The organism is Bordetella tumulicola, assembly GCF_965138755.1.
In the GTDB taxonomy this organism is placed as follows: domain Bacteria; phylum Pseudomonadota; class Gammaproteobacteria; order Burkholderiales; family Burkholderiaceae_B; genus Bordetella_A; species Bordetella_A tumulicola.
Map to the genome: position 1 here is coordinate 20,282 of NZ_CBCSFP010000002.1, position 23,775 is coordinate 44,056.

A 23,775-nucleotide genomic window follows, 5' to 3' on the forward strand; every position below is an offset into this window, starting at 1 on the left:
ATTTTCGGGCGACGGCAGGGATCAAAACGACAAGGCCCGCCTCTTGCGAGACGGGCCTTGTCGTTGAAACTGAGGAGCGGGCTCGAAATTACTGAGCGGCGTCTTTCAGTTTCTTGAGCGGGCGAACCTTGACCTTGACCGAAGCGGGCTTGGCCGGGAACCAGCGCTCTTGGCCGGTGAACGGGTCTTTGCCGAAGCGCTTGGCCTTGGCGGCGATCTTTTGCACGGTCACTTTGAGCAGGCCGGGCATGGCGAACTCGCCGACGCCGCGCTTGTTGACCGAACCCAGAACGGCGCTTTCCAAGCTAGCCAGCACGGCCTTGACCGATTTGGCTTCTACGCCGGTCTGCTCGACCAGGTGAGCAATCAATTGCGACTTGTTCAGTGCTTGTTTGATGACGGGAGCCGAAACCGTTTTCTTTACTGCAGCGGTCTTGGCGACGGTTGCCTTTTTAGCAGGTGCTTTTTTAGCGGGTGCTTTCTTGGCCGCAACCTTGGTGGCAGGGGCTTTGGCAGCAGTTTTGCTAACTTTCTTGGCGGGAGCTTGTGCTTTGGTAGCCATGGTCGAAATCCGTATGTTGAGAACACGAGATAGCTCGGTACCGAAGATCGGCACTTGGCACCTCGCGCCCGATGATAGCGGAACTTCGCGCGTACGGGCGCATTTCTGTGCGTTAAGGCCTTAAAACATGTTGTTTTCGTGACAAAAGAGAGAGGTATGTTGATATGGCCGTGTGTCTGCGTGGTCTCATCGGCCGCGCTCTCAGTTAGCTGTAATTTGCGTCGTGATACGATATTTTTGGGGTCGGCACACTGCCGATCCCGTTTTGTTTTCTAGACATTGTCTTTGTTCTTTAACCCTGTGTTTGCCCTATGGCCCCTCTTGCTTCTTTGTCTCCCACCCGTACACCGGGCACGTCGCGATTAGGCGATTTCACGACGGATCGTCGCGTTCTCTTGTTGATGTTGATGGCCGCGTTGGTCGGCTTGGCGGGCGTCGGTGCTGCATGGGTGTTGCTGCGCTTGATCACGCTGTGCACCAATTTGGCGTATTTCGGCCGTTTATCACTAGAGGAGATACCGATAGCGAGCCATACCTTGGGTTGGGCGTCCGTTGCCGTGCCGGTGGTAGGGTGCATCATCATTGGGTTCATGGCACGTTACGGGTCGGAAAAAATCCGCGGCCACGGTATTCCAGAAGCAATGGAAGCCATCTTGATCGGCAAGAGCCGTATTCAACCCAAGGTTGCGGTGCTCAAGCCATTGTCCTCGGCGGTATCAATCGGTACAGGCGGTCCGTTTGGCGCGGAGGGGCCCATCATCATGACGGGCGGCGCGATTGGCTCGTTGTTGGCGCAGATGGTGCATATGAGTTCCAGCGAACGCAAGACGTTGCTTGTCGCAGGAGCGGCGGCGGGTATGACGGCCGTATTTGGAACGCCCATTGCCGCGATTTTGCTGGCGGTAGAGCTGCTGTTGTTTGAATGGAAGCCGCGTAGCTTTTTGCCGGTGGCCGTGGCTGCCATCGTCTCGGCCTCGGCGCGGCCCCTGTTATTACATAGCGCGCCGATTTTTCCGTATGCCGGATTGGGCGAGCCCTCACTGCCGCATGTGCTGGCCTGGGCAGGTTTAGGTGTGTTGGCGGGCCTGGGGTCAGGGGTGCTGACGTCGCTGGTTTATTTGTTTGAAGACTGGTTTGAGAAACTCCCTATCCATTGGATGTGGTGGCCGGCCATAGGCGGCTTGGTCATCGGTCTGGGTGGCTTGATCGAGCCATCTGCGTTAGGGGTCGGCTATGACAACATTGCTGATTTGCTGGCGGGCAAACTGGCGATTCAGGCCGTATTGCTGCTGTTATTGGTGAAAGTGGTGATCTGGTCCGTCGCGTTGGGGTCCGGAACATCGGGGGGCGTGTTGGCCCCGCTGCTGATTTTTGGCGGTGCGTTGGGGGCGCTGGCGGCGCCGCTGTTGCCGCAGGCCAGTCCGGGTTTCTGGGCCCTATTGGGCATGGCGGCGATGATGGGGGGCACGATGCGCGCGCCACTGACCGCGACCTTGTTCGCGGTAGAGTTGACCGGTAATTTCAGTGTGTTGTTGCCCGTCTTGACAGCGTGTGCGTTTGCCTATGGGCTGACCGTGTTGCTGTTGAAACGCTCTATCCTGACCGAGAAAATCGCGCGTCGCGGCCATCACATTACGCGTGAATATCACGTCGATCCTTTCGATTTGGTGCGGGTGTCGGCAGTGATGACGACCTCGGTTCAGACGCTGCCCGCCTCATTGTGTGTCGCTGAGGCGATCGAGCACTTTACGACCGCGGAGCGGCGCCATACCGCCTATCCCGTGGTGGATACGCAAGGTAAAGTGGTTGGGGAAATGACGCGCGCCGATAGTCTGGCCTGGACCTTGGAAGACGAAGACGCTGCGCGGCCGTTAGGCGAGATATTGGCGGGTCGTGAGCTTTTCGTGGGTTATCCTGACGAGCTAGCCAGCCAAGTGGCGGATCGCATGGCCTTGACGGGGGGCGGCCGCGTGCCGATTGTCGAGCGTGCGACGGGTCGCCTGGTGGGGCTGGTGGGCCGCAAAGACTTGCTGCGTGTGCGGGCCGGCCGACTGCGGGACGAGCGTGAGCGCACCGCATATTTTCGCTGGCGCGGTGCGCGTCGACGTTCGGTCGACCCTCAGTAGGGACTATCGGGTAGAGGTGAGCCGGGCCGTTCAATAAGGATACGATCATGGCAGTCGATATTTCGGGTTTTTCATCGCCAGCCGTCGGGCTGGATACACCGTTGGAATTGCTTTCGGCCTGTCATGATCGGATGGGGCGGCAATGCGCGACTCTCACCCGCTTGGCCGCGCATGTGGCGCAACATGGCGCCGATACCGTGGCACAGACCGCGGCGGCCAGTGTCTTGCGTTACTTTGATACCGCGGCCTTGCTGCATCACCGTGACGAGGAGGACGACCTATTTCCCGCCTTGATCGAGTCCATGGCGGGCTCGGATGCGGTGTGTCTGCATGCAATGGTCGATGGGCTCACACAAGAGCATCGTCAGTTAGAGGCCCTTTGGCATCGTTTGCACGAGCCATTGGCGGCGTTGAACGCGGGACAGTCCGCGAACTTGGACTCGTCTCTTGTCGAGCGGTTTTGTGCGATGTATGCGGCGCATATTCAGCGGGAAGAGGACGAGTTGTTGCCGATGGCAGGCCGGCTACTGGACGATTTGGCGCTGTCCGACATGAGCCGAGCGATGCGGGCACGGCGTGGCGGCGGCGCGAGCTGAGGACTCCCGGGACACAGCGTGATGATAGACACGATGAGGCGCCTGTCAATACCGAACGTGAGGGGTGCCGTGATCTGGTTTGTCAGGTGATCCTGCGTTGCGCGCATCGGTGCATACGGCTACCCTAGATACCCGCTGGGAGACAGCAATGCGTCGGCATCGTACCGGCGACCGGCCTGTCAATGGTCGACCGCGATCCGAATTGGCTAATAACCGCATGACATTAGGATGATGCAGCGCGTGGGCAAGGTGTTAAGCCGCTTGTTGGGGACATGGGTCCATGATGTTGGGCCCGCCTCGTTGCGAGCCGATGCGGTCGCGGGGCTGCTGGGGGCGTTGCTGGTATTGCCGCAAGGGGTGGCGTTTGCCACGCTGGCCGGGCTACCCCCTCAATATGGGTTGTATTCCGCGATTGTGCCCTGTGTGGTGGCCGCGCTGTTTGGCTCCAGCCGACATGTCATGTCCGGCCCCACGAATGCCAATTCGCTGGCTCTCTATGCGGTGTTGGCGCCGCTGGCCGTAGCGGGCAGTCACGAGTATATCCAGATGGCCCTGGCCGTCACGATTTTGGTGGGTGTCTTGCAATGGCTGGTCGGCATCCTCAGATTGGGTGCGCTGGCGAACTTCATTTCCCCATCGGCATTGTTCGGTTTTACCAGCGGTGCGGCCTTGCTGATTGCGGTGCATGCGCTTAAAGACGCGTTGGGTATACATGGCATCGAGGCGCATGGGGCGGGAGCGGTGCTGCTGGGCGTCGCGCAAGGGTTGCCCGCGCTGCACTGGGGGGCCTTCTTAGTGGCGCTGGTCACGATCGCCATATCGATCGCGGTACGCCGCTGGGATCGCCGCAAGCCTCACCTATTGATAGGGCTGGTGGCTGGTACGGCGGTGGCGGCGATGCTGAATGCCTGGGTTTTTTTGGGTAATGCCGAGCGCATCCCGGTGCTGGGTTCGCTGTCGCAGCCTTGGCCGCCCTTTCATGTACCCGATATCCCATGGCGTTCGCTGCCGGAGCTATTGGGGCTGGCATTTGCCCTGTCCATTGTGGCGCTGGCGCAATCCATCTCGATTGCCAAGGTCGTGGCGTCGCGATCGGGGCAGGCGATTGACGCCAATCGCGAGTTCATCGGACAGGGTTTGTCGAACATGGTGGGCGGATTTTTTTCGTCCTATTTATCCTGCGGCTCGCTGAATCGCTCCATTCCCAACTACGAGGCGGGGGCGCGCACCCCCATGGCGGCCGTTTTCGCGGCGGTGCTGCTGGTGTTGCTGGTGACCGTCAGCGCCCCGTTGTTGGCAAGCATCCCGGATGCGGCGATTGCCGGGCTGCTGCTCGTGGTGGCCTGGAATCTGCTGGACTTGCCGCACTGGCGCCGCCTCGCTCAGGTACAGCGCAGCGAGTTTCTGATTGCGCTGGCGACGATGGCCGCCACGGTGATGATCCGCATGGAAATCGCGATTTTGCTGGGCACGCTGCTGTCATTGATGACGTACTTGCACCGTACCTCGCATCCCGCCATGCGTACGATGGGGTTCAGGGCTGACGATCCGGACCGTCATTTTGCGGTGCTGGATGATACGCCTGATGCACTGCCCGAATGTCCCCAACTCAAGCTGTTGCGCATGGAGGGCTCGGTCTATTTTGGTGCGGTGGCGCATGTGGCGGATCGTCTGCAGGCCCTGCGGATGGAGCCTGATGCGCCCCGGCATCTGCTGGTCATGACCAAAAGCATGAATTTCATCGACCATGCCGGCGCCGTAGTGTGGGAATACGAGTTGCGCAAGCGGCGCGAGATGGGGGGCGATCTGTATTTTCATCGCCCGCGACCTGGGGTGATGCAAATGTGGCGCCGCTCTGGGTTCGTTGATGACTTGGGCGAAGACCACCTCTTTCCGGACAAGGCGACCGCGATTGCGCGGATCTACCAACGCTTGAATCCGGATATCTGCAAAGGCTGTACGGCTCGCATATTTCGTGAGTGCGGGCCGCCGGGCTACGCGGGGCAGCCGTCCGCGACGTGTGGTGACAAATCGTCGGCCGCGTGAAAGCAGATAGAAAATAGCCGAACTCAATCCTCTGGCAAAGACCGCTAGAAGGGCGGTCTGTGTCTCGAAGGCCTTGGCGTGGGCGAAGCGGTGTTCCACTTTGCGCCACACAGTTTGATAAGGGTCGAGACTAGCTCGCCGAGTATGGCAATGATATTCTCCGCTTTCAAAAATCGAGGAAAATGTCATGGGAAACGTTCTGATCCCCAACTGTCGTGTTCCTCGGTGACGAGCCCGTATGCCGGCCTTTCGTCGTTGAATTCTTCAATATTAGAAAGGTGACTTGATGGCTGAAGCGAGCCTGGGACAAATGATTGGACCTGCGGTCGTCCTGATGGGAGCGGCTGTGGTTGCGGTGCCATTGTTTCGGCGGCTCGGCCTCGGGTCGGTTCTGGGCTATTTTGCCGCCGGCGTGCTGGTGGGCCCATCGGTGCTTGGGTTATTCACCGACGCCCAGTCCATCCTGCATTTCTCGGAAATTGGCGTGGTGATGTTCCTGTTCGTGATCGGATTGGAACTGCGACCGCACAAGCTGTGGGCGATGCGCGGTCAGATCTTCGGACTGGGCCTTGCTCAAGTTGCCGCCGCGATCACGGCTCTTGCGTTGACAGCCATGGTGATCTTCGGCCTTTCTGCGCCGGTGGCTTTCATCGCCGGGGCGGGCTTCGTCCTTTCCTCGACCGCCGTCATCATGTCGGTGCTGCAGGATCGGGGCGAGATTTCGAGTACGGAGGGTCAGAAATCGGTTGCGATCCTTCTGTTCGAGGACCTGATGATCGTGCCGCTTCTGGCGGTGGTCGCCTTCCTGTCCCCACTGTCGCACGGACAGGCAGGATGGACCGATATTCTTCTGGCATTCGCCGCGCTGCTGGCGCTGTTGGTGGTGTCGCGCTGGTGCCTGAATCCGTTCTTCGCCCTGCTGGCACAAACGCGGGCGCGCGAAGTGTTGACGGCAGGCGCGTTACTGGTGGTGCTTGGCGCGGCGCTGCTGATGGACGTCGCCGGCCTCTCGATGGCGATGGGTGCGTTCCTCGCCGGGGTGATGCTGTCGAGCTCAAGCTACAGGCATCAGATCGAGAGTGACATCGAGCCGTTTCGTGGGCTGCTCATGGGGCTGTTCTTTTTGGCCGTCGGCATGTCGCTCGATTTTTCCGTTGTCGCGGCCGAATGGCAGCTTCTGCTGTCCTTGTTGGTTGCGTTCACAGTCGTGAAGGGTGCCGTGGTCTATGTGGTCGCGCGCCTGTTCGGCGGCTCCAACCACCAGGCGTTGCACCGGACGTCCATGTTCTTGCAGGGAGGGGAATTCGCCTTTGTGCTTTATGCCGCGGCGACGTCGGGCGGCGTGATCGATGCACGGGAAAATGCGCTTTTCGCCACCGTTGTGATTTTGTCGATGGCGCTGACTCCTTTGCTCATGATCGTGGCCGACCGCCTGCTGCGTACCGAAGCATCGATGGACGGCGTCGATGTCGCTTGCGATCTGAAGGGGCGAATACTTGTCATCGGCTTTGGCCGCTTCGGTCAGATTGCTTCCCAGATTTTGCTATCCAAAGGGGTCGAACTGATCGTCATCGATAAAGAGCCCGACCGCATCCGCGATGCGGGGCGATACGGATTCAAGGTTTTTTTCGGCGATGGCACTCGACTCGACACCTTGCGCCACTCCGGTGCGAGTGAGGCCGATGCCATCATGGTCTGCATAGATGCCCCTAAGGCCGCGTTGCAGATTGTGGAGCTGGCGCAGCACGAATTTCCACAGGCGAAGCTTCTGGTGCGAAGCTATGACCGTGGACATTCGATGGAACTGATCCGCGCGGGTGTCGAATATGAGATTCGAGAGACGGTTGAATCCGCCTATTTAATGGGAGCGCAGGGTCTGCGAGCGTTGGGTTTTGCCGAACTGGATATTGAGGAGGCGGCCGAGGGCATTCGTCAGCGGGATGCCCAGCGGCTATCCGAGCAAGTACAAGGGGACCTCATGTCGGGTCGAGATCAACTGCATTTGCAACCCGTTCCAGAGCCGCTCACCCGACCGTCAGGATCGAAATAACCGAATGACAGTCGAAAAAAAAAGCCTCGCATGCATGCGAGGCTTTTTAATTGACGCAAAACCAGCGGAATTACTTCAGCTTGGTTTCTTTGTAGTCGACATGCTTGCGAGCGACGGGATCAAATTTCTTGATCAGCATCTTCTCGGGCATGTTGCGCTTGTTTTTGGTAGTGGTGTAAAAGTGGCCCGTGCCGGCAGTGGACTCGAGCTTGATCTTTTCGCGGATACCTTTGGCCATTTCGTGCTCCTAGATTGTGATGGGGCCTGATTAGGCCTGTTCGCCGCGGGCGCGCATGTCGGCCAGAACAGCGTCGATGCCGTTCTTGTCGATGATGCGGATGGCCTTGGTGGAAACGCGCAGGCGAACCCAGCGGTTTTCGCTCTCAACCCAGAACCGGCGCGTTTGCAGGTTGGGGAGGAAGCGACGCTTGGTCTTGTTGTTAGCGTGCGAAACGTTGTTGCCCGTCATCGGGCCTTTGCCAGTTACTTGGCATACGCGTGCCATGATTTTTACCTCTAAGTATTTCTGGCCGCGTATGGCGAAGCTGGGGAAGGAAAGTCAGGTATGGGCTTGCGCCCGTGCTTATTACCCGCTACCTGCCGCCCGCTGTACCTATACACGGGGTGCTGGTCGAAAGTGGTAGCAACAAAGCATAGTTGGCTACTCACGGGAAAACTTCATACTAAGCTCGCTATTCTAATACAGAAATGCCAGAAAAATCAATAGCCTGTTCCGCCAGGCCCGTGGGCTGTCCGCCACACTACGGCGCGCAGGGCAGGGCGCGGCGCCAAAGGCTGGCCCTTTCCAGTGATTTTCGGATAGAGTTACTGCGTCTTTCATGTCGGGGAGAAACTGTGAATCCGTTGCTGTCTGTTGTGGAACGCAAGTTGCAGTCATTGCCAGTCGCCGTACAGCTAGAGATGCCTGATGGCGCCATCGTGGGCCCTACCGACCCCAAGGTCCGGTTTGTGGCACGCGACAAGGGGGCACTGGCGCACTTGGCCGAAGGTGCCGTCGGTGTGCTGGGCCAAGACTACGTCGAGGGTCGCATCGATATTCAGGGCAATATGCGGGATGTGATGGCGGCCTCCGCGGCGCTGTTGCCAGGCTCACCGGTCGACGCCGCGCGCGGCGGCTGGCTGACCGAATTGGTACGCAAGGTCGTGTCCGTCTGGCGCCATTCCGTCGAGCGCGATGCCAAACAAATCGAATTTCATTACGACCTGTCCGATGATTTTTATGCACTGTGGCTCGATCCGCGCCGCGTCTATTCTTGCGCATATTTTCGTACGCCGGACATGAATCTGGCGCAGGCCCAAGAAGCCAAGCTGGATCACATTTGCCGCAAATTGCGCCTGCAGGCCGGCGAGCGGTTCCTGGATGTGGGCGCCGGCTGGGGCGGACTGTTGCTGTGGGCTGCCGAAAATTACGGCGTCGATGCGACCGGGATTACTTTGTCGCGCAACCAGCATGCCTATGTCAACAAACTGATCCAGGAAAAAGGACTTTCGGGCCGGGTGCGCATGGAGTTGCTCGACTACCGCAAACTCGACGAGTCCACGCCGTTCGACAAGCTGGGGTCCGTGGGGATGTTTGAGCACGTGGGCCGGGCGCAATTGCCCGACTATTTCGCCAAGCTGCGCAGGCTGGTCAAGCCGGGCGGGCTGATCATGAACCATGGTATTACCGCGGCCGGCCTCTATAACGCCGAACTCAGTAGCGGCATGGGCGAATTCATCGAAAAATACATATTTCCGGGCGGTGAGTTGACGCACATCAGCAGTGTGATGGGCGCTCTGACCCAGGGCGGCCTCGAAGCCGTGGACGTGGAAAACTTGCGCCCGCACTACGCCCGCACACTATGGGCATGGAGTGATGCGCTGGAGGCTCGATTGCCCGAGGCCAGCCGAGTGCTGCAGGGCGAAGAGGGGGCCCGCTCGCTGCGTGCCTACCGTCTGTATCTGGCGGGTTGCGCGATGGCGTTCGAGCACGGCTGGATTGCGCTGCATCAGATCCTGGCGACGGGCCTGTCCGACGGACGCTCTGACGAGTTGGATAACCCGTCTGACTTGGCTTATCCGTGGCGGCGTACGTATATGTACACCGACGCTTGATGTGTGAGCGACTGCCAGCCTGCCATCGTCGGGCATCAATACGCATGACCTGGCTTGGCGGACTGGCGTTTACCCGTATAAACGAGACTATTAGAAACAATAATTATCTAAATGGTTCTTTATGATGTTGCACTGCCGCACCACGTAAACAGGGGCTTTCCACTCGATCTCTTAGTAATGACCCTAGCTGTTTTTGGGCTTTGTGCATCTAATTGTTTCGGCTCAGTTCTTGGTGTGCGAGACAAAATCGGCTAAGATGCCGTCTTCTTCATTTAGTTGTATTCAAAATTCTGTCAGCTCGACACCCCTTTAATAGAGGTGCTCGGGTTTACTGTCTGACAAGGCCGTCGCCACCTTCGGCGCTTGGTCCTGCTGCTAGTGTCGGTTTGTATTGGCGGTTCTGCCCGTCTTCCGCACAACCCCCTTAGCTCCACGGCATTAAGCAACTCGACGAGTTTGCATATGTCCCTGAACCTATGGAGGCAAAATCCAATGCATTTAAATCCTGTCAAAACCCTGGCCGCCGCAGCGGTATTTTTTGCGTTCGCCGGGTCCGTCCAAGCCGCGGATGCCAAGTGCGAGCTTGATCGCACAGTCAAATTCGGTGGTATGAACTGGGAATCTAATCTGGTCCTGGTCGATGTCGAGCGCTTCATCATGGAAAAGGGTTATGGTTGCAAGACCGAAACCCTGCCCACGGAGACTTTGCCGGCACTGGCCGCGCTAGAACGTGGTGATCTGGATATCAATAGCGAAATCTGGCTCAACAGTGTGGCTGATCCTTGGGACAAAGCCGAGAAGACCGGCAAGGTCAAGCGCATTGGCGATGTCTACATGGGCGGCGAGGCCTGGTTCATCCCCCGCTACACCGCCGAGCGTTTGCCCGAACTCAAGTCCGCCGCAGACCTGCCTAAGTTCAAGGACGAGTTCAAAGACCCGGAAGAGCCCTCGAAAGGCCGTTTCTATGGCTGCCCGGCCGGTTGGGGCTGCGAAGTAACCAGCACCAATCTTTTCCATGCCCTGAAGCTCGACGATACCTATACGCTGTATTCCCCGGGAACGGGCGCGGCCCAAAAAGCAGCACTGACGTCCGCCTACAAACGTAAGCAGGACGTGGTGTTTTATTACTGGTATCCCACGCCGTTGGTGGGGGCGCTGGATCTGGTCAAGCTGGAGTTGCCGCCCTATGACGCCGAAACCCATAAGTGCCTGACCTCGACGACATGCAAGGATCCGAAGCCAAGCGCCTATCCTGATAATCCCGTATTTACTGCGGTCAGCACCGAGTTTTCCAAAGAAGCCCCTCAACTGACCGAGTTCCTGTCCAAGGTGTCGATACCTCTGCCCGAGGTTGATAAGACCCTGGCCCACATGGAAGAGTCCGGCGACGACTCGGCAGCCGTTGCCGAGTGGTTCTTGAAAAACAAGGCTGATATCTGGACCAAGTGGGTGCCTGCCGAGGTCGCGACGCGCGTCCAGGGTGCGCTGTAAATCAGCGATAACGTCGCCTCACGTGGGCGCAGATCGCTTGCGTGACGAGGGTCATGCGGCTGACGGTAGATTGTCGGCCGCATCCCCTGCGGCATGCCCGTAAGGAGTTCTTGATGTTTCCAGAAATCATTCCGCCACGTGCTGTGCGTGGCGCGATCGACGCATTTGTCGATCAACTAGTTACCCGCTATGCCGACACGCTGGAGGCTATGTCGCAGCCGTTCCTGAGCGTATTGGTCTGGCTGGAGCACCTGCTGCGCAGCACCCCCTGGTGGGTCGTCGTGCTGGTCACGATCGCGATCGCATGGGGCGTGAGCCGTCGCATTGGCTTGAGCCTGGCGATGGGCGCGCTGTTGTGCGTCATTGGCGTGCTGGGTTTGTGGGACGCGGGCATGCAGACGCTGGCCCTGATGATCATGGCAGCCGGCCTGTCCGTCATGATTGGTATTCCACTCGGGATACTGATGGCGCGCGTCAACTGGCTGCGCTCCATCATGCTGCCACTGCTGGACATCATGCAGACGATGCCCAGTTTCGTGTATTTGATTCCGGTTGTGATGTTGTTCGGACTGGGCAAAATCCCTGCGATCATCGCGACGGTGATTTATGCCGTGCCGCCGCTGATTCGTCTGACGGATCTGGGTATTCGCCTGGTCGATCGTGAGGTCCTCGAAGCTTCGCGCGCCTTTGGGGCGAACGCCCGCCAGCAATTGTTTGGCGTGCAACTGCCGCTGGCGTTGCCGAACATCATGGCGGGTGTCAATCAGACGACCATGATGGCGCTCTCGATGGTGGTCATCGCCTCGATGATCGGTGCACGTGGCCTGGGTTACGAAGTGCTGTTAGGCATCAATCGCCTGGAAGTCGGTCGTGGTCTGCTGGCAGGTCTGGGGATTGTGGTGCTGGCGGTGCTGTTTGACCGCATCACGCAATCGTATGGACACCGCGTTCGTCAGGGAGCCCATCGATGAGCAAGATCGAAGTCAAAAATATTTTCAAGATCTTCGGCCCGCACTCGGCCAAGTGGCTGCCTGCCGCCCGAGATGGTATTTCCAAGGAAGATCTGTTGGCCAAAAGCGGCCACACGCTGGGGCTGCGCGACATCAGCCTGTCGATTGAGGAGGGCTCCATCTACGTCATCATGGGCCTGTCGGGCTCGGGCAAGTCGACATTGATCCGCCATTTCAATCGCTTGATCGAACCGAGCGCGGGCCAGATCCTGGTCGACGGTGTCGATGTGGTCAGCCTCGGCAAGCGCGAGCTGGAAGTCTTTCGCCAAAAGACCATGAGCATGGTGTTTCAGCGCTTTGGCTTGTTTCCGCACCGCACGGTGCTGGACAACGCGGCGTATGGCTTGACCGTGCAAGGGGTTCCCAAGGCCGAGCGCGAAAAGCGTGCCCTGCACTGGCTGGACCAAGTGGGTCTTAATGGTTTCGAGAAACAGTATCCGCATCAACTCTCCGGTGGGATGCAGCAACGTGTGGGTCTCGCGCGGGCACTGGCCACCGATGCCGAGATCCTGCTGATGGATGAGGCGTTTTCGGCCCTGGATCCGCTAATTCGCCGCGAAATGCAAGATAACCTGCTGCAGTTGCAGGCCAAGCTGAACAAGACCATCGTGTTTATCACGCACGATCTGGACGAGGCGCTGCGCCTGGGTAACCGTATCGCGATCCTGAAGGACGGTGAGCTCGTGCAGGAAGGTACGCCGGAAGACATCTTGCTGAATCCAGCCAATGATTATGTGCAGGCCTTCTTGCAGGATGTGAACCGTACCAAGGTGCTCAACGCGGCACACGCGGTCAACCCGCCGCGACTGACACTGACCATGCGTTCGCGTCCCACCCATGCGCTGGACCGCATGCAGGCGCTGAGCTTTGAATATGCCCCGGTGCTTGACGGCAAGCGTTTAGCTGGCGTGCTGACCGCCACTGATGCGCAGCGCGCCGTCGAGGCGGGGGCCCGCGATGTGTCGGCGTATGTCGAGGATTTGGCGTCGGTGCCGGCAACGGCAGGATTGGATGAAGTGCTTGCCCGCCTGGTGCACAGCGATCAACCGGTGGCCGTGACGGGCGACGATGACGAGTTTATCGGGATGCTGTCGCGCAAAAAAGTCGTGGATTTGGTGACGCCCACGTTGCAAGAGGGAACAGACGGCGTGGAGCCGTCTACGGCTTCGACGCAAGCGGTATCCTCCACCGACGACTCTGCGGTCGGCAAGAAGGAATCCGAAACGACGGCCTGACTCGGCAAGGTTGCGTGATCCGGCTAGTTTGCTTGAGGACTGCTGGTGATGGCGGGGTTTTGCGGATGTGCGCTGAGCTCGCCGATGCTGGCGGGCCCGGTTCCGGTCGGTACGACCATACCTTGCCAGGCGCTTGGCGTCTGGCAAGACCTCCTGTCAGTCGGGCCGTCCCGCCAGCAACCGGGTGGCGGTGTACGTCATGACGGTTTGTTCACGCTGATTATGCACATCGACGGATGAGTGGACGACGGCGCGATTGTGCTGTGACGTCGGGCGGATGCCGGTCACCTCTACGGTGGCCCAGATGGTGTCTCCCGCGACGACGGGCGCCAGCATTTTTTTGTGTACCTCTAGCAGTGCCAGGCCCGTGCCTTGCACCATGCCCTGCATGAGCAGCCCTTCGATCAACCCATATGTCAGTGCGCCGGGGGCGGGGCGGCCGCGTATGGCACCGTGCTCGAAGGTGGCATCGATAAAAATCGTTTCCAGCATGCCGGTCGCGCTGATGAAATTGATGATGTCCGTCTCGGTAATTGTGCGACGGAACGTGCGAAAACGTTGGCCGACCTGCAGGTCTTGCCAGTAGTAGCCTTGGCCAAGCAGGGTAAGGGGCTGGTTGTTCGTCATGAGGATTCCTTGGGTAAAGGGGGCGATGGGTTGGGAGGGGAGCTCTGGTGCGCACCGCCCTGAGCCAGGAGCTGTTCGATCTGATCGGCCGATAGCCCCGCCTGTTGCAGAACTTCGCGCGTATGTTCACCTAGTCGAGGCGGCATGGCAGGTGCGACGTCCGAGCGCTGCAGGCGGACAGGATTGCGTGTAAAGCGGTAACGATGTCCCGCGGCACTAGTCAGGGGTACGAAAAAGTCCACGCTGCGCAGGTGTGGATCGCGTTCGAGGTCCTCTAACTGATTGACGGGTGCTGCCGGGATCTCCAGCCGCTGGCACAAGGCCAGCCAGTGCGCCGTGTCATGGTGCGCGACGATACTGCCGACTTGCGCGTACAGGTCTTCGATATGTTGGGTACGTGCCGTAATGTCGGCAAAACGCGCATCCGTCGCCAGCTCCGGTTGGCCCGTCTCGTTGAAAAAACGCTGCCAATGGGCATCGGTGTACGGCATCATGCACAAATAGCCATCGGTAGTCTGATAGGGGCGTCGCCATGGCGCCAGGACACGCGGATACCCGGCAGTGCCTGGTGTGTCCTCCAGGTGACGGCCGTAGAAATGCTCGACCAGCAAATACGACGCCATGGATTCGAACATGGGGACTTCCAGTTGTTGTCCCTGTCCGGTGCGTTCGCGTTGAAATAGGGCGGCCAGAATGGCGTGGGCGGCGACTTGGCCGCAGGTCTTGTCGGCAGCGATCGTGGGCAGGTAGCGCGGTTCTCCGCCTTGTCGTTGGGTAATGTCGGCGATACCGGCCAGTCCTTGCACGATATCGTCATAAGCCGGCTGACCCGCATAGGCACCGCCTTCTCCAAAGCCATACAGGCCGGCGTAAATCAGGCGTGGATTGCGGGCACACAAGGTTTGCGGATCCAGCCCCAGTTTCGCCATTTTGGCCGGACGCATGCTGTGCATGAGGACATCGGCGCTGTCTACGAGTTTCAGCAACGCATCGCGTGCGTCGGCTTGTTTCAGGTTCAGGACGATACTGCGCTTGTTACGGTTGATGCCCAGGAATATCGCTGCCAGATCGGGCTCTTGCCTAGGCCCCGTGCGGCGAGTCGAGTCGCCCTCGGGCGACTCGATCTTGATGATATCGGCGCCGTAATCGGCCAGTATCAATGAGGCGTAGGGGCCAAAGACCACCGTGGTCAGGTCAAGTACGCGTACGCCCGCCAGGGCGCTGTGTTCGGGATTGATAGGTGCTGTCATGGGCAAATGCTAACGATCAGAGACATACACGTCTAATATGGCGTTGGTATAGCGTGATATGGAATTTGTTATGGCTATGGACCTGCGGCAATTACGTCAGTTTGTCACTATCGCGGAGCTGGGCAGCTATCGACGGGCCGCCGAGGTATTGCATATTGCTCAGCCGGCACTGTCGGTATCGATACAGAAACTGGAGCACGGTGTGGGCGTACAGTTGCTGGAGCGGGGCGCCAAAGGCGTCTCGCTGACCCCTGCGGGCGCGGCATTGATGGCGGACGCCCGTCGTGCCTTGTTCCACGCCGAACAGGCGCGGCAGTCTGCCCGGCGCGTGGCCTTGGGCGAACTGGGCCGATTGCGTCTGGGATTCGTTGGCTCGGCAACGTATATGTTGTTGCCACGCTGCCTGCCCGAGTTTCGGCGCTGTTACCCCGATGTCGAACTGGCGTTGCGCGAAGACAGCACCCTACGTCTGGCGGAAATGCTGCGCGCCAATGAAATCGATGCGGGATTGGTGCGTGGCCCATTGTCCGAGGACTTTTCATTGTCGGCGTGGGTGGTCGAGCGTGACAGTCTGATTCTTGCGGTACCGGCTGAGCATCCATTGGCGCATGGTCCTGTGCATTTACAGGCCGTGCAGTCGGAACCGTTCGTGATGTACGCGCCCGATCATGTCCCTGGTTTGTACGGGATTACTCACGAGTTGTGCCGCAAAGCGGGTTTTTCTCCGCGTATCAGTCAGGAGGCTATCCAGGTCCAGACGCTCGTCAGCCTGGTCGCTAGTGGTTTAGGGGTGGCGTTGGTCCCTGGCGTGACGCGTGCATATTCCCACCCGCATGTAGCTTTTGTGGACTTGTTGGATGCCGAGGCGCATGACGTGCTGGCGTTGTCACTGGTCGCGCATCGTGATACCTCGTGCGCGCCCGTATTGATGCTGCGCGACACGATGCTGTCGGTAAGAAAATAGATTGGGCGGCAATCGCGTTGTTAATAAAGCGCGTTTTGTGTCGCAATGCGTGGGCGGGCCGTCGCGCCCGCCACCGTGTGATGATCTTAGCGTCCCGCTGCCAACGCGGTGATGCCGTTGGCCACACCCATGTCCGTCTTGGGAATGTCGGTGATGATCACGCGGACATCTTGCTCCGAAATGTCGATGCTTTTGTGGATGGCCTGGCTCAGGGCGGCGATCAGCGCGGCTTTCTTTTCGGGGGTGCGGCCTTCGATGAGGCGCGCCAGTACCAATGCCATGGGTTTGGCGAGTTCGCCCGCGACGATGACGTGATCGGAGGCGACTTCTTCCAGCACCACGCGCACGGAGGGCAGCGGCGCCGCAATACTGTCGACCACAGCTTGTGAGCTGTTTTTCAACAAGTTGGTTTTCTGGGCGGCGCTGTGGCCTTGCATGATCTGGATGTTCAGTATGGGCATGGTCGTTCCTGAGGAGTCACGCGAGCTTGGGCTCAGTAGAGTGTAGGGTGTTTGGCATCATAGCAATCTCGTTGCCATAGCAGTCTTTAGACGCGGTAGCGTGCAACGATTTCTGGGTCGGGATCGCAACCGAGACCGGGACTTTGCGGGATGTCGACTTCGCCATCGGGGCCGGGTAAACCGACATCGCCGAATAACCCGGCTTCGAGTTGCACACCGAATATTTCGATACCGCCGATGTGTGAATACACCGCGGCCATTTGCAGTGTCGCCAGCAGGCCGGGACCAAAATACGGAGAGTGAGGGGCCACAGCCCGGCCGTGCCGGCGCGCCAATTCGGCTACCGCACGAAACTCAGTAATGCCGCCGACTTTGGTGATGCTGGGCTGAAAGTAATCTAGCGCACCAGATTCAGCCAACGGCTGAAACGCCCAGGCATTGCCGACGTTCTCCCCGGCGGCCAGCGGGATGTTGGCCTCTCGTTGCAAGCGTGCCAGGCCCGCGACGTCTTCGGGAGGCCAGACGGGCTCCTCCAGCCATTTAAGTGCATAAGGCTCGAGTCGATGCGCCATGCGCAGTGCCTCATCCGCGGGCCAGGCGCAGTTCACATCCAGCATCAGTTCGACATCATCTCCCAACGCCTGACGGGCTGCGGCGACCGCGGGTATCGTGACTTCGTGCAGCTTCACGCGTTGAAAGCCACGTTCCAGCGCGCGCTCGCAGGCCGTGGCAATGATGTCGGCTTCGTGCAAGCGCATCAGGCTGGTATAGGCTGTTACCGAACGGCGCGACCCTGCGCCCAGTAGTTGGCAGACCGGCATACCCGCGCGTTTGCCAGCCAAGTCCCACAGGGCGATATCCAGCCCGGATAGTGCATAGATGACCGGCCCATTGCGGCCAAATATGTGCAGGGGCCGCTTCAGGTCCTCCATCAGCTGAACGATGTCGTTGGCGTCACGGCCGATGGCGAGCGGGCTCACGATCTTGTCCAGGGCCGCCACGGTCGCTGGAATGGCGTTGTAGCCGAATGCCTCACCCCAGCCGATCAGGCCATCGTCGGTGCTGACCTTGACGAGGAGATAGTTCAGCTTCGACCACACGGTCCCGCCAAAACCGGTAAGCGGCCCGTCGTGCCGGTACGGGATGGAGACGACGATGGGCTCGATCGCGGTGATCTTCATGATGTGGCTCCGGTGGCGGCAAACGGGGGCGGGGTGGCGTGACCACCCAGATAGATGCGCTGAATCAGTTCGCCCGCCTGCACCTGGGTGGGTGTGCCCTCGCCGCCGATGTGGCCGGTCTCGACCAGGTAGCAATAATCGGCAAAACGCAGCGCTTCTTTCACGAGTTGCTCGACCAGTAATACGGCCATGCCGGTGCGTGTCAGATCCTTGGCGACGGTGAGGATGCGATCCACCACCATCGGGGCGAGTCCGCCGGAGGGCTCGTCCAGGATAAGCAGCGCGGGTTCCGCGATGACACCTTGGGCAACGGCCAGCATCTGTTGTTGTCCGCCACTCAAGCGAGAGGCGGGCTGTAGGCGTTTTTCCGCCAGCTCTGGAAACAGCTCGTAGATACGAGGCAGGCGGCTACGGTCACCATGCCGATGGGTCGCATAAGTGCCCAGCAGCAAATTGTCTTCGACCGTGAGTCCGGTAAAGACACGGTGCCCTTCCAGCACGACGTTGATGCCAGCCCGTACCGTGGTGCGCGCATCGGCTGAGGAAATGTCCTGGCCGCGAAACGTAACGCGGCCAGCCTGCTTGGGAATCAAGCCCGCCACGGCATGCAGCATGGACGTCTTGCCCGCGCCATTGCGGCCCAGCATGACGACAAACTCGCCTTGATGCACACGCAGATCGACGCCGTGCACGACTTGTGCTTTGCCGTAGGCGACTTGTAGGCCCGAGACGTCCAGCAGGATCGGCGCCGATTCATGGGTGCGTTGATCGTTCTGCATGATTAGGCTCCCAGGTAGACGCGTATGACTTCGGCGTTGTGACGCACCTCTTGCGGCGTGCCGTGCGCGATCATGCGTCCCAGATTGAGCGTGGTCACGCGATCGCATAAACGAAACACAAAATCGGTGTGGTGCTCAACGATCAGCACGCCCAGTCCGGCCTGGCGCAGGACGGTAATGATCTGGGCCAATTGCTCGATCTCGTGTTCAGTCAGTCCGCCGGCGGGTTCATCCAGCAAAATGAAGCGGGGTCGCATGGCAAGGCAGCGCGCGATTTCCAGAAAGCGTTGTTCGGCGTGATCCAGCAGGTTCGCAGGTCGTTCGGCGACGCGTTCCAGCCCGACACCGCACAGCATCTCGTAGGCCAGGTCGCGCGCCTCGCGCTCGCGCCGGCGCATGGCGGGCAGCGACAGCACGGTGCGCAGAAAGCCCGCGTTACTTTGCTTCCAGCTTCCCAACATCACGTTTTGCCAAGCGCTCAGGCTGCCCAGCAGACGTGGTTTTTGAAAGGTACGGGCAATGCCTTGCAGGGCGCGACGTTGTACCGACGCCTGAGTGATCGGCGCATCGTCCAGCGTCAGTGCGCCGCTATCGGTGGGGTAATACCCGGAAAGCAGATTAAGCAGCGTGGTTTTTCCGCTGCCATTAGGGCCGATGAGCCCGTGGATCTCGCCCTCGGCAAGCGTAAGGCTGACATCGTCCACGGCGGTAATACTGCCGAATCGTTTGGTGACGGTGCTGGCGCAAAGTTGACTCATGAGGGGCGGCCTCCGCGAATAGCGCTCAGCAGGCGCGGTAGATCGGGAGAAACCACGTGCTTTTCGGGTTTGCGCGGTGCAAGCTTGTTGCGTATCACGCGCACAATACTGCCGATGCCTTCCGGTACCAATAGGACGACAAGCAACAGCAGGATGCCATAGAACAATTGTCCCCAGCGCGCTAACGGGGCAACCAGCTCGGGCAGCGCGGCCAGTACCAGCGTCCCGACAAACGGCCCCATGATGACGCCGCGTCCGCCAATCACAATGCAAACGAAGAAGAACAGACTGAGCTCGAAAACAAAGGTCTCTGGTGTGATGTAGCTTTGTAATGAGGCAAAGAGCGCGCCCGCAATACCCGCCGTGACCCCGCTGAACGTATAGATGGCCAGTTTGATGCGAAAGATCGGTACCCCGACCGCAGCTGCCGTCACGGTGCTGTCGCGCAGCGCGATCATGGCGCGTCCCCATGAAAAGCGGGCCAAATTCCATACCAGCCAACTGACGACACCAGCGATGGCGGCGACCAGCCAATATAGGCCGGCAGGGCTATCGAACGGCGCATCAAAAGAGGCCACGCTGATACCAGCGCCGCCGCCCGTCAGATCGTCCAGGGCCAACGAGAACTCCGTGACCATCAGGGCAAAGGCCATGGTTGCCATCGCGAAGTAAAACCCGGGCAGGCGCAGCGATGGCAGCCCCAGCAGAAAGCCGCATGCGCCGCAAAGCACGGCCGACATGCCCATTGCGGCCCAGGGGCTGACCGCATAATTTCCTGTCAGGATGGCGAAGGTATAGGCGCCGATCGCCAGCAGGCCGACATGCCCGATAGAAAGCAGGCCGGTATATCCCACGACCAGATTCAGGCTGGCAATCAGGATCCAATAAGTGCCGATCAGCGTAGCCACATGCAGGTGGTAGCCATTGCTGGTCAACAACGGTAGTGCTGCGAGCAGGAGCACGCCGATGAATAGCGGCCAATGGATTTTTTGTGTGGTTTTCATACTTGCCGCACCTGCTTATTGCCGAACAAGCCTTCGGGTTTGATTAAGAGAAAGAGCATCAACAACCCCACTGCGATGGTCTGTTGATACTCGCCGCCAAAGAAGTAGGTGGCAAAGGTGCTGAGCAGCCCCAACGTAATTCCCCCCACGATCGCCCCGACATTGCTGCCCAGGCCACCCGCGGCCAACGCGATAAACCCATAGAGTGTCAGCGTGAGTCCGAGGGCAAAGTAGGCAAAGGTCAATTGGCCCGCGGCAAATCCGACCACGCCACCCAGCAATCCGGAGAGTGCGTAAGAAAAGGCGCGCACTCTTTCGGTGGAAATGCCGCGTGCGCGCGCGGCATAAGCATCCTCGGCGACAGCCAGGAATACTTTTCCGAATAGGGTGCGCCGGTAGAAGAGATCCAGCCCCAGGGCCAGCAATACCACGCAGCCGATCGGCAGCCAATATTTTTGATCCCAGATGCCGGCGGTGTAGTCCTGCGGGATCAGGCGCGGAAAGGCGCGCGGTTCCGTTCCCCACCATAGCCCGATCGCTTGCTGGACGATCGTCGCCAACGCCAGCGTGCTGAGCAGCCATAGGTGTTCATCTGAACGGGCCAGAATGCGCCGGATGGCCACCGCTTCGGTGACCAGGCCAAACACGATGGCCGCCGCCACTGAGCCCGCCAGACCGACCACGGTGGGCAAGCCCAGGTCGCCGATCAGCCAGGCGCCTACGACGCTGCTCACCATGAAAATGTGGCCGGTCGTGATGCTCAGCACCTTGGAGGTGGAATACATCACGTTATAGGCTAGCGCGGCGGCGGCATAGAGCGCGCCGATCGCCAAGCCTGTCACAAGGACAGTCAGCATGGAAAACTCCTCGATGTATTGGGGATCGCCTTACTGAGGAGCGATCTTGAAGCTGCCATCCTTGAAGGTGTTCGCCAGATTCATGACCATGCCGGAGTCGGGAAAGCCGTTGCGATTTTCTGCCGTCCAGGTATAGGTGGCATAAACGCCCGGAAAGTCGCTCGTGCTTTCGAGTGTCTTGCGAAAGGCCTCGGCATCGGTGCTGCCATTCTTTTTGACTGCGTGCTCGATGATCTTGACGGTGTCGTAGCCGAGCGCGACCCACCAGAATGTAAAGTCAATTTTCCCGCCCAGTTTCGGTCGCATGGCATCCATCAGCGCTTGCGTGCGCTCGGGGAGTTTGCCCGAGGCGTCGTAGGTCGTGCTGACATAGCCGGCCCCATAGGTGTTATCCCAATACGAGGGCTTGTTCAGCAAGTCCCGAATGGGCAGGCCCATGAGCGCGGGGTGACCCACGACCGGGACGTCCCACTGCATGTTTCCACGCGCATTGAGGATGCGGGCCAGCAGGCCCGTAGCGGCCGACCAGGGCATGATGACGTCCGCACCGGCTTCGCGCGCTTTCTGGATTTCGTCGGTGACGCTGGTCTTATTGGGATCGATCAGGACGGAGTACACCGGCTTGATATCCAGTTCTTCAAGCAGGGCTGCGGCACGCTTTGCCGAGGATGCGCCATAGCCGCTGGTGTCGCCAATCACGGCGATTTTCTTGAGCTTCAGCGTTTCCAGGGTGTATTTATTGGCAGAGGAAATCCACTGGTCGTTCGTATTGATCACCCGAAAAGCCAGGGGATATTTTTTGGCGTTGGTCAGCGAGTCGACGGTCCCGATGATGAGGTTGGGCACGCCGGCTTTTGACAGGATAGGCACGGTCGCCAGCGACTCGCCGGAGTTGACCGGCCCGATGATAAACGACACTTTGTCGTCGTAGGCCAGTTGTTTGGCATAGCTGACGGCCTTGGTGGGGTCGCCCGCCGTGTCACGGGTGAGCAGTTCCAGTTTACGGCCGTTGATGCCGCCCGCGTTATTGATCTCTTCGACTGCGAATTGCACGCCCTGGTTCTCGGCGATGGCGGCAGAAGAGAGCGGACCGGTCAATGAGGATAGCCAGCCTATCCGGATGGGTCCGCTTTCCTCTGCCGCGTGAGCGGGCAGAGCGGCCGTGGCCATCGTGGCCAAGCAAAATATAGGCGCTGCAAGTTTCTTGAAAATGATCATGTTTGTCTCCGTCTGTTTTTACCCAGTTCTGATCCTGGGTTTTTCGGCAAGGTTGTGCACGAGCGGTCGGCGCGTGCGAATCCACACTCAGCTGCCGCTGGCCGCGCGTGGGGAAATCAGATAGGGGTCAATGCTTTCCCAGTCGAAGGTAAAGCCTGTGCCGGGACGATCGGGGACCGCCACGCAGCCGTCGGCGTCGACCGTCATACGCTCATGGAAGAGGGGTTCGAACCACGGCATGTGTTCGGCCCACGTTGCATTGCCCGCGGCGGCGACGATATGCAAGCTGTGCTCCGTGAAAATGTGGGGTGCAACAGGGAGATCGTGCGTAGCGAGATACCTGACGGCTTTGAGCATTTCGGTATAGCCGCCCATGCGCTGCAGGTCGGGCATGAACACACTGGCTGCGCGTTCGCGCGCCATGCGGCGAATGCCATAGCGCGTATATTCCGTTTCGCCGCTGGCGATGGGCATGGGCAGGCGGCGGACAATCTCGGCGGCGCTGTCGTCATCCCATGTGGGAACGGGCTCTTCGAACCAGGCCAAATCGTAGGGGGCGAGCTCACGGCCCAGGCGCAATGCCCGACTCAGATCCAATCCCTGATTGGCATCTGCCATCAAGGTGATCTGATCTCCTATAACGTCACGCACGGCCTGGACGCGGGCGATGTCTTCTTTCCAGTCGGGCGAACCCAGCCGCATCTTCATGGCCTTGAATCCCTGGTCCAGGAACGCACGCGCTTCTGCGCGCAATTCGTCGCGGCTGGACGATAGCCAAAGTCCAGCGCTGGCGTACACGGGGACGCGGTCCCGGTGTGCGCCGAATAGCTTATACAAGGGGCGATTCGCCAGTTTGCCGATGCAATCCCAGCACGCAATGTCGATCGGGTTGTAGGCCAGGATGGCTATGCCGCTCTGGCCGTAGAAATTGCAACTACGAAGAAAGTCTGTCCAGAGTGCCTCGACATCATGCGGATCACGACCTATTAACAACGGTTCGAGCGATCGAGTGAATTGTGCGATGGCCTCCAGTCTTTGTGCATTGAAGCAAAAGCCATAGCCTTCGCCCGTGACACCCGCATCGGTCTCGATAGAAACCAGCAGGCAGCAGACGTCCGCAATTTCGTGGATAGAGGTTTTGAGAGGGCGTGGAAGAGGGATCGTGGCAAGCCGGACGTGCAAGGCGATAATGCGTACAGCACTCGACATGAAAAGTCTCCGCGATAAGGGTTTACCAGGGGATTGGCGCAGTGGCCGATACGCGTGCAAACGATACGCATGTACGGTCAGGTCGAGCATGCGTACACAGGTCAATAAGGAAGTATGGTTACTAGGCGCGGCTATTACTAATATTTTTTTGAAGGTTGGTTGATATCTATTGCGTATCGAAATTGTCGTGCGCCGACCCTTCGGCTTGTGCGGCGGTATGATGAGGTTATTGTTGC

Annotated in this window: 22 protein-coding genes; 9 read left to right on the top strand and 13 right to left on the bottom strand. The window is 59.4% G+C overall.

The annotated features are described in order from the left end of the window. Positions 1 to 88: 88 nt before the first annotated feature. Positions 89 to 562, bottom strand: a complete 474-nt coding sequence (locus ACNAZS_RS05735) for an HU family DNA-binding protein (protein WP_415787131.1) — start codon at positions 560 to 562, stop codon at positions 89 to 91. A 311-nt stretch (positions 563 to 873) separates the two neighbouring features. Between ACNAZS_RS05735 and ACNAZS_RS05740 the strand changes: the two genes are divergently transcribed. From ACNAZS_RS05740 to ACNAZS_RS05755, 4 genes are all read left to right on the top strand, one after another. Then, entirely contained in the window at positions 874 to 2,688 is a 1,815-nt protein-coding gene (locus ACNAZS_RS05740; protein WP_415787133.1) for a chloride channel protein, read from the top strand. Positions 2,689 to 2,735: 47 nt separating this feature from the next. Next, complete coding sequence (locus tag ACNAZS_RS05745; RefSeq protein WP_415787135.1) at positions 2,736 to 3,284, top strand: hemerythrin domain-containing protein; 549 nt, start codon at positions 2,736 to 2,738, stop codon at positions 3,282 to 3,284. Positions 3,285 to 3,512: 228 nt separating this feature from the next. Further along, positions 3,513 to 5,330 carry a SulP family inorganic anion transporter gene (locus ACNAZS_RS05750; RefSeq protein WP_415787137.1) on the top strand — a complete coding sequence of 606 codons (1,818 nt, stop codon included), beginning with the start codon at positions 3,513 to 3,515 and terminating at the stop codon, positions 5,328 to 5,330. 286 nt (positions 5,331 to 5,616) lie between these two features. Beyond that, entirely contained in the window at positions 5,617 to 7,380 is a 1,764-nt protein-coding gene (locus ACNAZS_RS05755) for a monovalent cation:proton antiporter-2 (CPA2) family protein (RefSeq protein ID WP_415787139.1), read from the top strand. 70 nt (positions 7,381 to 7,450) lie between these two features. Here ACNAZS_RS05755 and rpmG read toward each other — a convergent pair whose 3' ends face one another. Continuing rightward, positions 7,451 to 7,618 carry a 50S ribosomal protein L33 gene (gene rpmG / locus ACNAZS_RS05760; RefSeq protein WP_003810296.1) on the bottom strand — a complete coding sequence of 56 codons (168 nt, stop codon included), beginning with the start codon at positions 7,616 to 7,618 and terminating at the stop codon, positions 7,451 to 7,453. A gap of 30 nt (positions 7,619 to 7,648) precedes the next feature. Next, a complete protein-coding gene (gene rpmB, locus ACNAZS_RS05765; protein WP_415787142.1) occupies positions 7,649 to 7,885 on the bottom strand; it encodes a 50S ribosomal protein L28 in 237 nt (78 codons plus the stop codon). Between the two features lie 350 nt (positions 7,886 to 8,235). Between rpmB and ACNAZS_RS05770 the strand changes: the two genes are divergently transcribed. The 4 genes from ACNAZS_RS05770 to ACNAZS_RS05785 all read left to right on the top strand — a co-directional run bounded on the left by ACNAZS_RS05770 (position 8,236) and on the right by ACNAZS_RS05785 (position 13,231). Further along, the gene (locus ACNAZS_RS05770) at positions 8,236 to 9,495 is read left to right on the top strand and encodes a class I SAM-dependent methyltransferase (protein ID WP_415787144.1); all 1,260 of its coding nucleotides are present in this window, start codon (positions 8,236 to 8,238) and stop codon (positions 9,493 to 9,495) included. A gap of 492 nt (positions 9,496 to 9,987) precedes the next feature. Beyond that, positions 9,988 to 10,986: an ABC transporter substrate-binding protein gene (locus tag ACNAZS_RS05775; protein ID WP_415787146.1), complete on the top strand. Its 999-nt coding sequence runs from the start codon at positions 9,988 to 9,990 to the stop codon at positions 10,984 to 10,986. 113 nt (positions 10,987 to 11,099) lie between these two features. Continuing rightward, entirely contained in the window at positions 11,100 to 11,957 is an 858-nt protein-coding gene (locus ACNAZS_RS05780; RefSeq protein WP_415787148.1) for an ABC transporter permease, read from the top strand. Next, positions 11,954 to 13,231, top strand: coding sequence for a quaternary amine ABC transporter ATP-binding protein (locus tag ACNAZS_RS05785; RefSeq protein WP_415787150.1), 1,278 nt, complete (start codon positions 11,954 to 11,956; stop codon positions 13,229 to 13,231). The genes ACNAZS_RS05780 and ACNAZS_RS05785 overlap by 4 nt, the downstream gene beginning before the upstream one ends. A gap of 156 nt (positions 13,232 to 13,387) precedes the next feature. Here the strand turns inward: ACNAZS_RS05785 and ACNAZS_RS05790 are convergent, their stop codons facing one another. Then, positions 13,388 to 13,858 carry a MaoC family dehydratase gene (locus ACNAZS_RS05790; RefSeq protein ID WP_415787152.1) on the bottom strand — a complete coding sequence of 157 codons (471 nt, stop codon included), beginning with the start codon at positions 13,856 to 13,858 and terminating at the stop codon, positions 13,388 to 13,390. Further along, positions 13,855 to 15,108, bottom strand: coding sequence for a CaiB/BaiF CoA transferase family protein (locus ACNAZS_RS05795; protein WP_415787154.1), 1,254 nt, complete (start codon positions 15,106 to 15,108; stop codon positions 13,855 to 13,857). Before ACNAZS_RS05795 ends, ACNAZS_RS05790 begins: the two co-directional genes overlap by 4 nt. Positions 15,109 to 15,178: 70 nt before the next feature. On the opposite strand from ACNAZS_RS05795, the gene ACNAZS_RS05800 reads away from it, so the two are divergent. Next, positions 15,179 to 16,072 (top strand): LysR family transcriptional regulator, encoded by an 894-nt coding sequence (locus ACNAZS_RS05800; protein ID WP_415787156.1) that lies wholly within the window; start codon positions 15,179 to 15,181, stop codon positions 16,070 to 16,072. 86 nt (positions 16,073 to 16,158) lie between these two features. On the opposite strand, the gene ACNAZS_RS05805 is transcribed toward ACNAZS_RS05800, so the two are convergent. The 8 genes from ACNAZS_RS05805 to ACNAZS_RS05840 all read right to left on the bottom strand — a co-directional run bounded on the left by ACNAZS_RS05805 (position 16,159) and on the right by ACNAZS_RS05840 (position 23,539). Next, the gene (locus tag ACNAZS_RS05805; RefSeq protein ID WP_415787158.1) at positions 16,159 to 16,533 is read right to left on the bottom strand and encodes a tautomerase family protein; all 375 of its coding nucleotides are present in this window, start codon (positions 16,531 to 16,533) and stop codon (positions 16,159 to 16,161) included. An 86-nt stretch (positions 16,534 to 16,619) separates the two neighbouring features. Beyond that, entirely contained in the window at positions 16,620 to 17,714 is a 1,095-nt protein-coding gene (locus ACNAZS_RS05810; protein ID WP_415787160.1) for a mandelate racemase/muconate lactonizing enzyme family protein, read from the bottom strand. Further along, a complete protein-coding gene (locus ACNAZS_RS05815) occupies positions 17,711 to 18,493 on the bottom strand; it encodes an ABC transporter ATP-binding protein (RefSeq protein WP_415787162.1) in 783 nt (260 codons plus the stop codon). Before ACNAZS_RS05815 ends, ACNAZS_RS05810 begins: the two co-directional genes overlap by 4 nt. Before the next feature lie 2 nt (positions 18,494 to 18,495). Beyond that, the gene (locus tag ACNAZS_RS05820) at positions 18,496 to 19,251 is read right to left on the bottom strand and encodes an ABC transporter ATP-binding protein (RefSeq protein ID WP_415787164.1); all 756 of its coding nucleotides are present in this window, start codon (positions 19,249 to 19,251) and stop codon (positions 18,496 to 18,498) included. Beyond that, the gene (locus ACNAZS_RS05825; RefSeq protein ID WP_415787166.1) at positions 19,248 to 20,255 is read right to left on the bottom strand and encodes a branched-chain amino acid ABC transporter permease; all 1,008 of its coding nucleotides are present in this window, start codon (positions 20,253 to 20,255) and stop codon (positions 19,248 to 19,250) included. Before ACNAZS_RS05825 ends, ACNAZS_RS05820 begins: the two co-directional genes overlap by 4 nt. After that, entirely contained in the window at positions 20,252 to 21,112 is an 861-nt protein-coding gene (locus ACNAZS_RS05830) for a branched-chain amino acid ABC transporter permease (RefSeq protein WP_415787168.1), read from the bottom strand. The genes ACNAZS_RS05825 and ACNAZS_RS05830 overlap by 4 nt, the downstream gene beginning before the upstream one ends. 30 nt (positions 21,113 to 21,142) lie before the next feature. Next, the gene (locus ACNAZS_RS05835; protein ID WP_415787170.1) at positions 21,143 to 22,330 is read right to left on the bottom strand and encodes an ABC transporter substrate-binding protein; all 1,188 of its coding nucleotides are present in this window, start codon (positions 22,328 to 22,330) and stop codon (positions 21,143 to 21,145) included. Positions 22,331 to 22,417: 87 nt separating this feature from the next. Continuing rightward, positions 22,418 to 23,539, bottom strand: coding sequence for a mandelate racemase/muconate lactonizing enzyme family protein (locus tag ACNAZS_RS05840; RefSeq protein ID WP_415787172.1), 1,122 nt, complete (start codon positions 23,537 to 23,539; stop codon positions 22,418 to 22,420). Between the last annotated feature and the right edge of the window lie 236 nt (positions 23,540 to 23,775).

Bases quoted from the DNA above. Each gene is read 5' to 3' on its own strand.
- ACNAZS_RS05755 (WP_415787139.1), top strand. From the start codon at position 5,617: ATGGCTGAAGCGAGCCTGGGACAAATGATTGGACCTGCGGTCGTCCTG.
- ACNAZS_RS05750 (WP_415787137.1), top strand. From the start codon at position 3,513: ATGATGCAGCGCGTGGGCAAGGTGTTAAGCCGCTTGTTGGGGACATGG.
- ACNAZS_RS05745 (WP_415787135.1), top strand. From the start codon at position 2,736: ATGGCAGTCGATATTTCGGGTTTTTCATCGCCAGCCGTCGGGCTGGAT.
- ACNAZS_RS05840 (WP_415787172.1), bottom strand. From the start codon at position 23,539: ATGTCGAGTGCTGTACGCATTATCGCCTTGCACGTCCGGCTTGCCACG.
- ACNAZS_RS05820 (WP_415787164.1), bottom strand. From the start codon at position 19,251: ATGAGTCAACTTTGCGCCAGCACCGTCACCAAACGATTCGGCAGTATT.
- ACNAZS_RS05815 (WP_415787162.1), bottom strand. From the start codon at position 18,493: ATGCAGAACGATCAACGCACCCATGAATCGGCGCCGATCCTGCTGGAC.
- ACNAZS_RS05825 (WP_415787166.1), bottom strand. From the start codon at position 20,255: ATGAAAACCACACAAAAAATCCATTGGCCGCTATTCATCGGCGTGCTC.
- ACNAZS_RS05800 (WP_415787156.1), top strand. From the start codon at position 15,179: ATGGCTATGGACCTGCGGCAATTACGTCAGTTTGTCACTATCGCGGAG.
- ACNAZS_RS05810 (WP_415787160.1), bottom strand. From the start codon at position 17,714: ATGAAGATCACCGCGATCGAGCCCATCGTCGTCTCCATCCCGTACCGG.
- ACNAZS_RS05785 (WP_415787150.1), top strand. From the start codon at position 11,954: ATGAGCAAGATCGAAGTCAAAAATATTTTCAAGATCTTCGGCCCGCAC.
- rpmG (WP_003810296.1), bottom strand. From the start codon at position 7,618: ATGGCCAAAGGTATCCGCGAAAAGATCAAGCTCGAGTCCACTGCCGGC.
- ACNAZS_RS05830 (WP_415787168.1), bottom strand. From the start codon at position 21,112: ATGCTGACTGTCCTTGTGACAGGCTTGGCGATCGGCGCGCTCTATGCC.
- ACNAZS_RS05795 (WP_415787154.1), bottom strand. From the start codon at position 15,108: ATGACAGCACCTATCAATCCCGAACACAGCGCCCTGGCGGGCGTACGC.
- ACNAZS_RS05835 (WP_415787170.1), bottom strand. From the start codon at position 22,330: ATGATCATTTTCAAGAAACTTGCAGCGCCTATATTTTGCTTGGCCACG.
- ACNAZS_RS05780 (WP_415787148.1), top strand. From the start codon at position 11,100: ATGTTTCCAGAAATCATTCCGCCACGTGCTGTGCGTGGCGCGATCGAC.
- ACNAZS_RS05735 (WP_415787131.1), bottom strand. From the start codon at position 562: ATGGCTACCAAAGCACAAGCTCCCGCCAAGAAAGTTAGCAAAACTGCT.
- rpmB (WP_415787142.1), bottom strand. From the start codon at position 7,885: ATGGCACGCGTATGCCAAGTAACTGGCAAAGGCCCGATGACGGGCAAC.
- ACNAZS_RS05805 (WP_415787158.1), bottom strand. From the start codon at position 16,533: ATGCCCATACTGAACATCCAGATCATGCAAGGCCACAGCGCCGCCCAG.
- ACNAZS_RS05740 (WP_415787133.1), top strand. From the start codon at position 874: ATGGCCCCTCTTGCTTCTTTGTCTCCCACCCGTACACCGGGCACGTCG.
- ACNAZS_RS05775 (WP_415787146.1), top strand. From the start codon at position 9,988: ATGCATTTAAATCCTGTCAAAACCCTGGCCGCCGCAGCGGTATTTTTT.
- ACNAZS_RS05790 (WP_415787152.1), bottom strand. From the start codon at position 13,858: ATGACGAACAACCAGCCCCTTACCCTGCTTGGCCAAGGCTACTACTGG.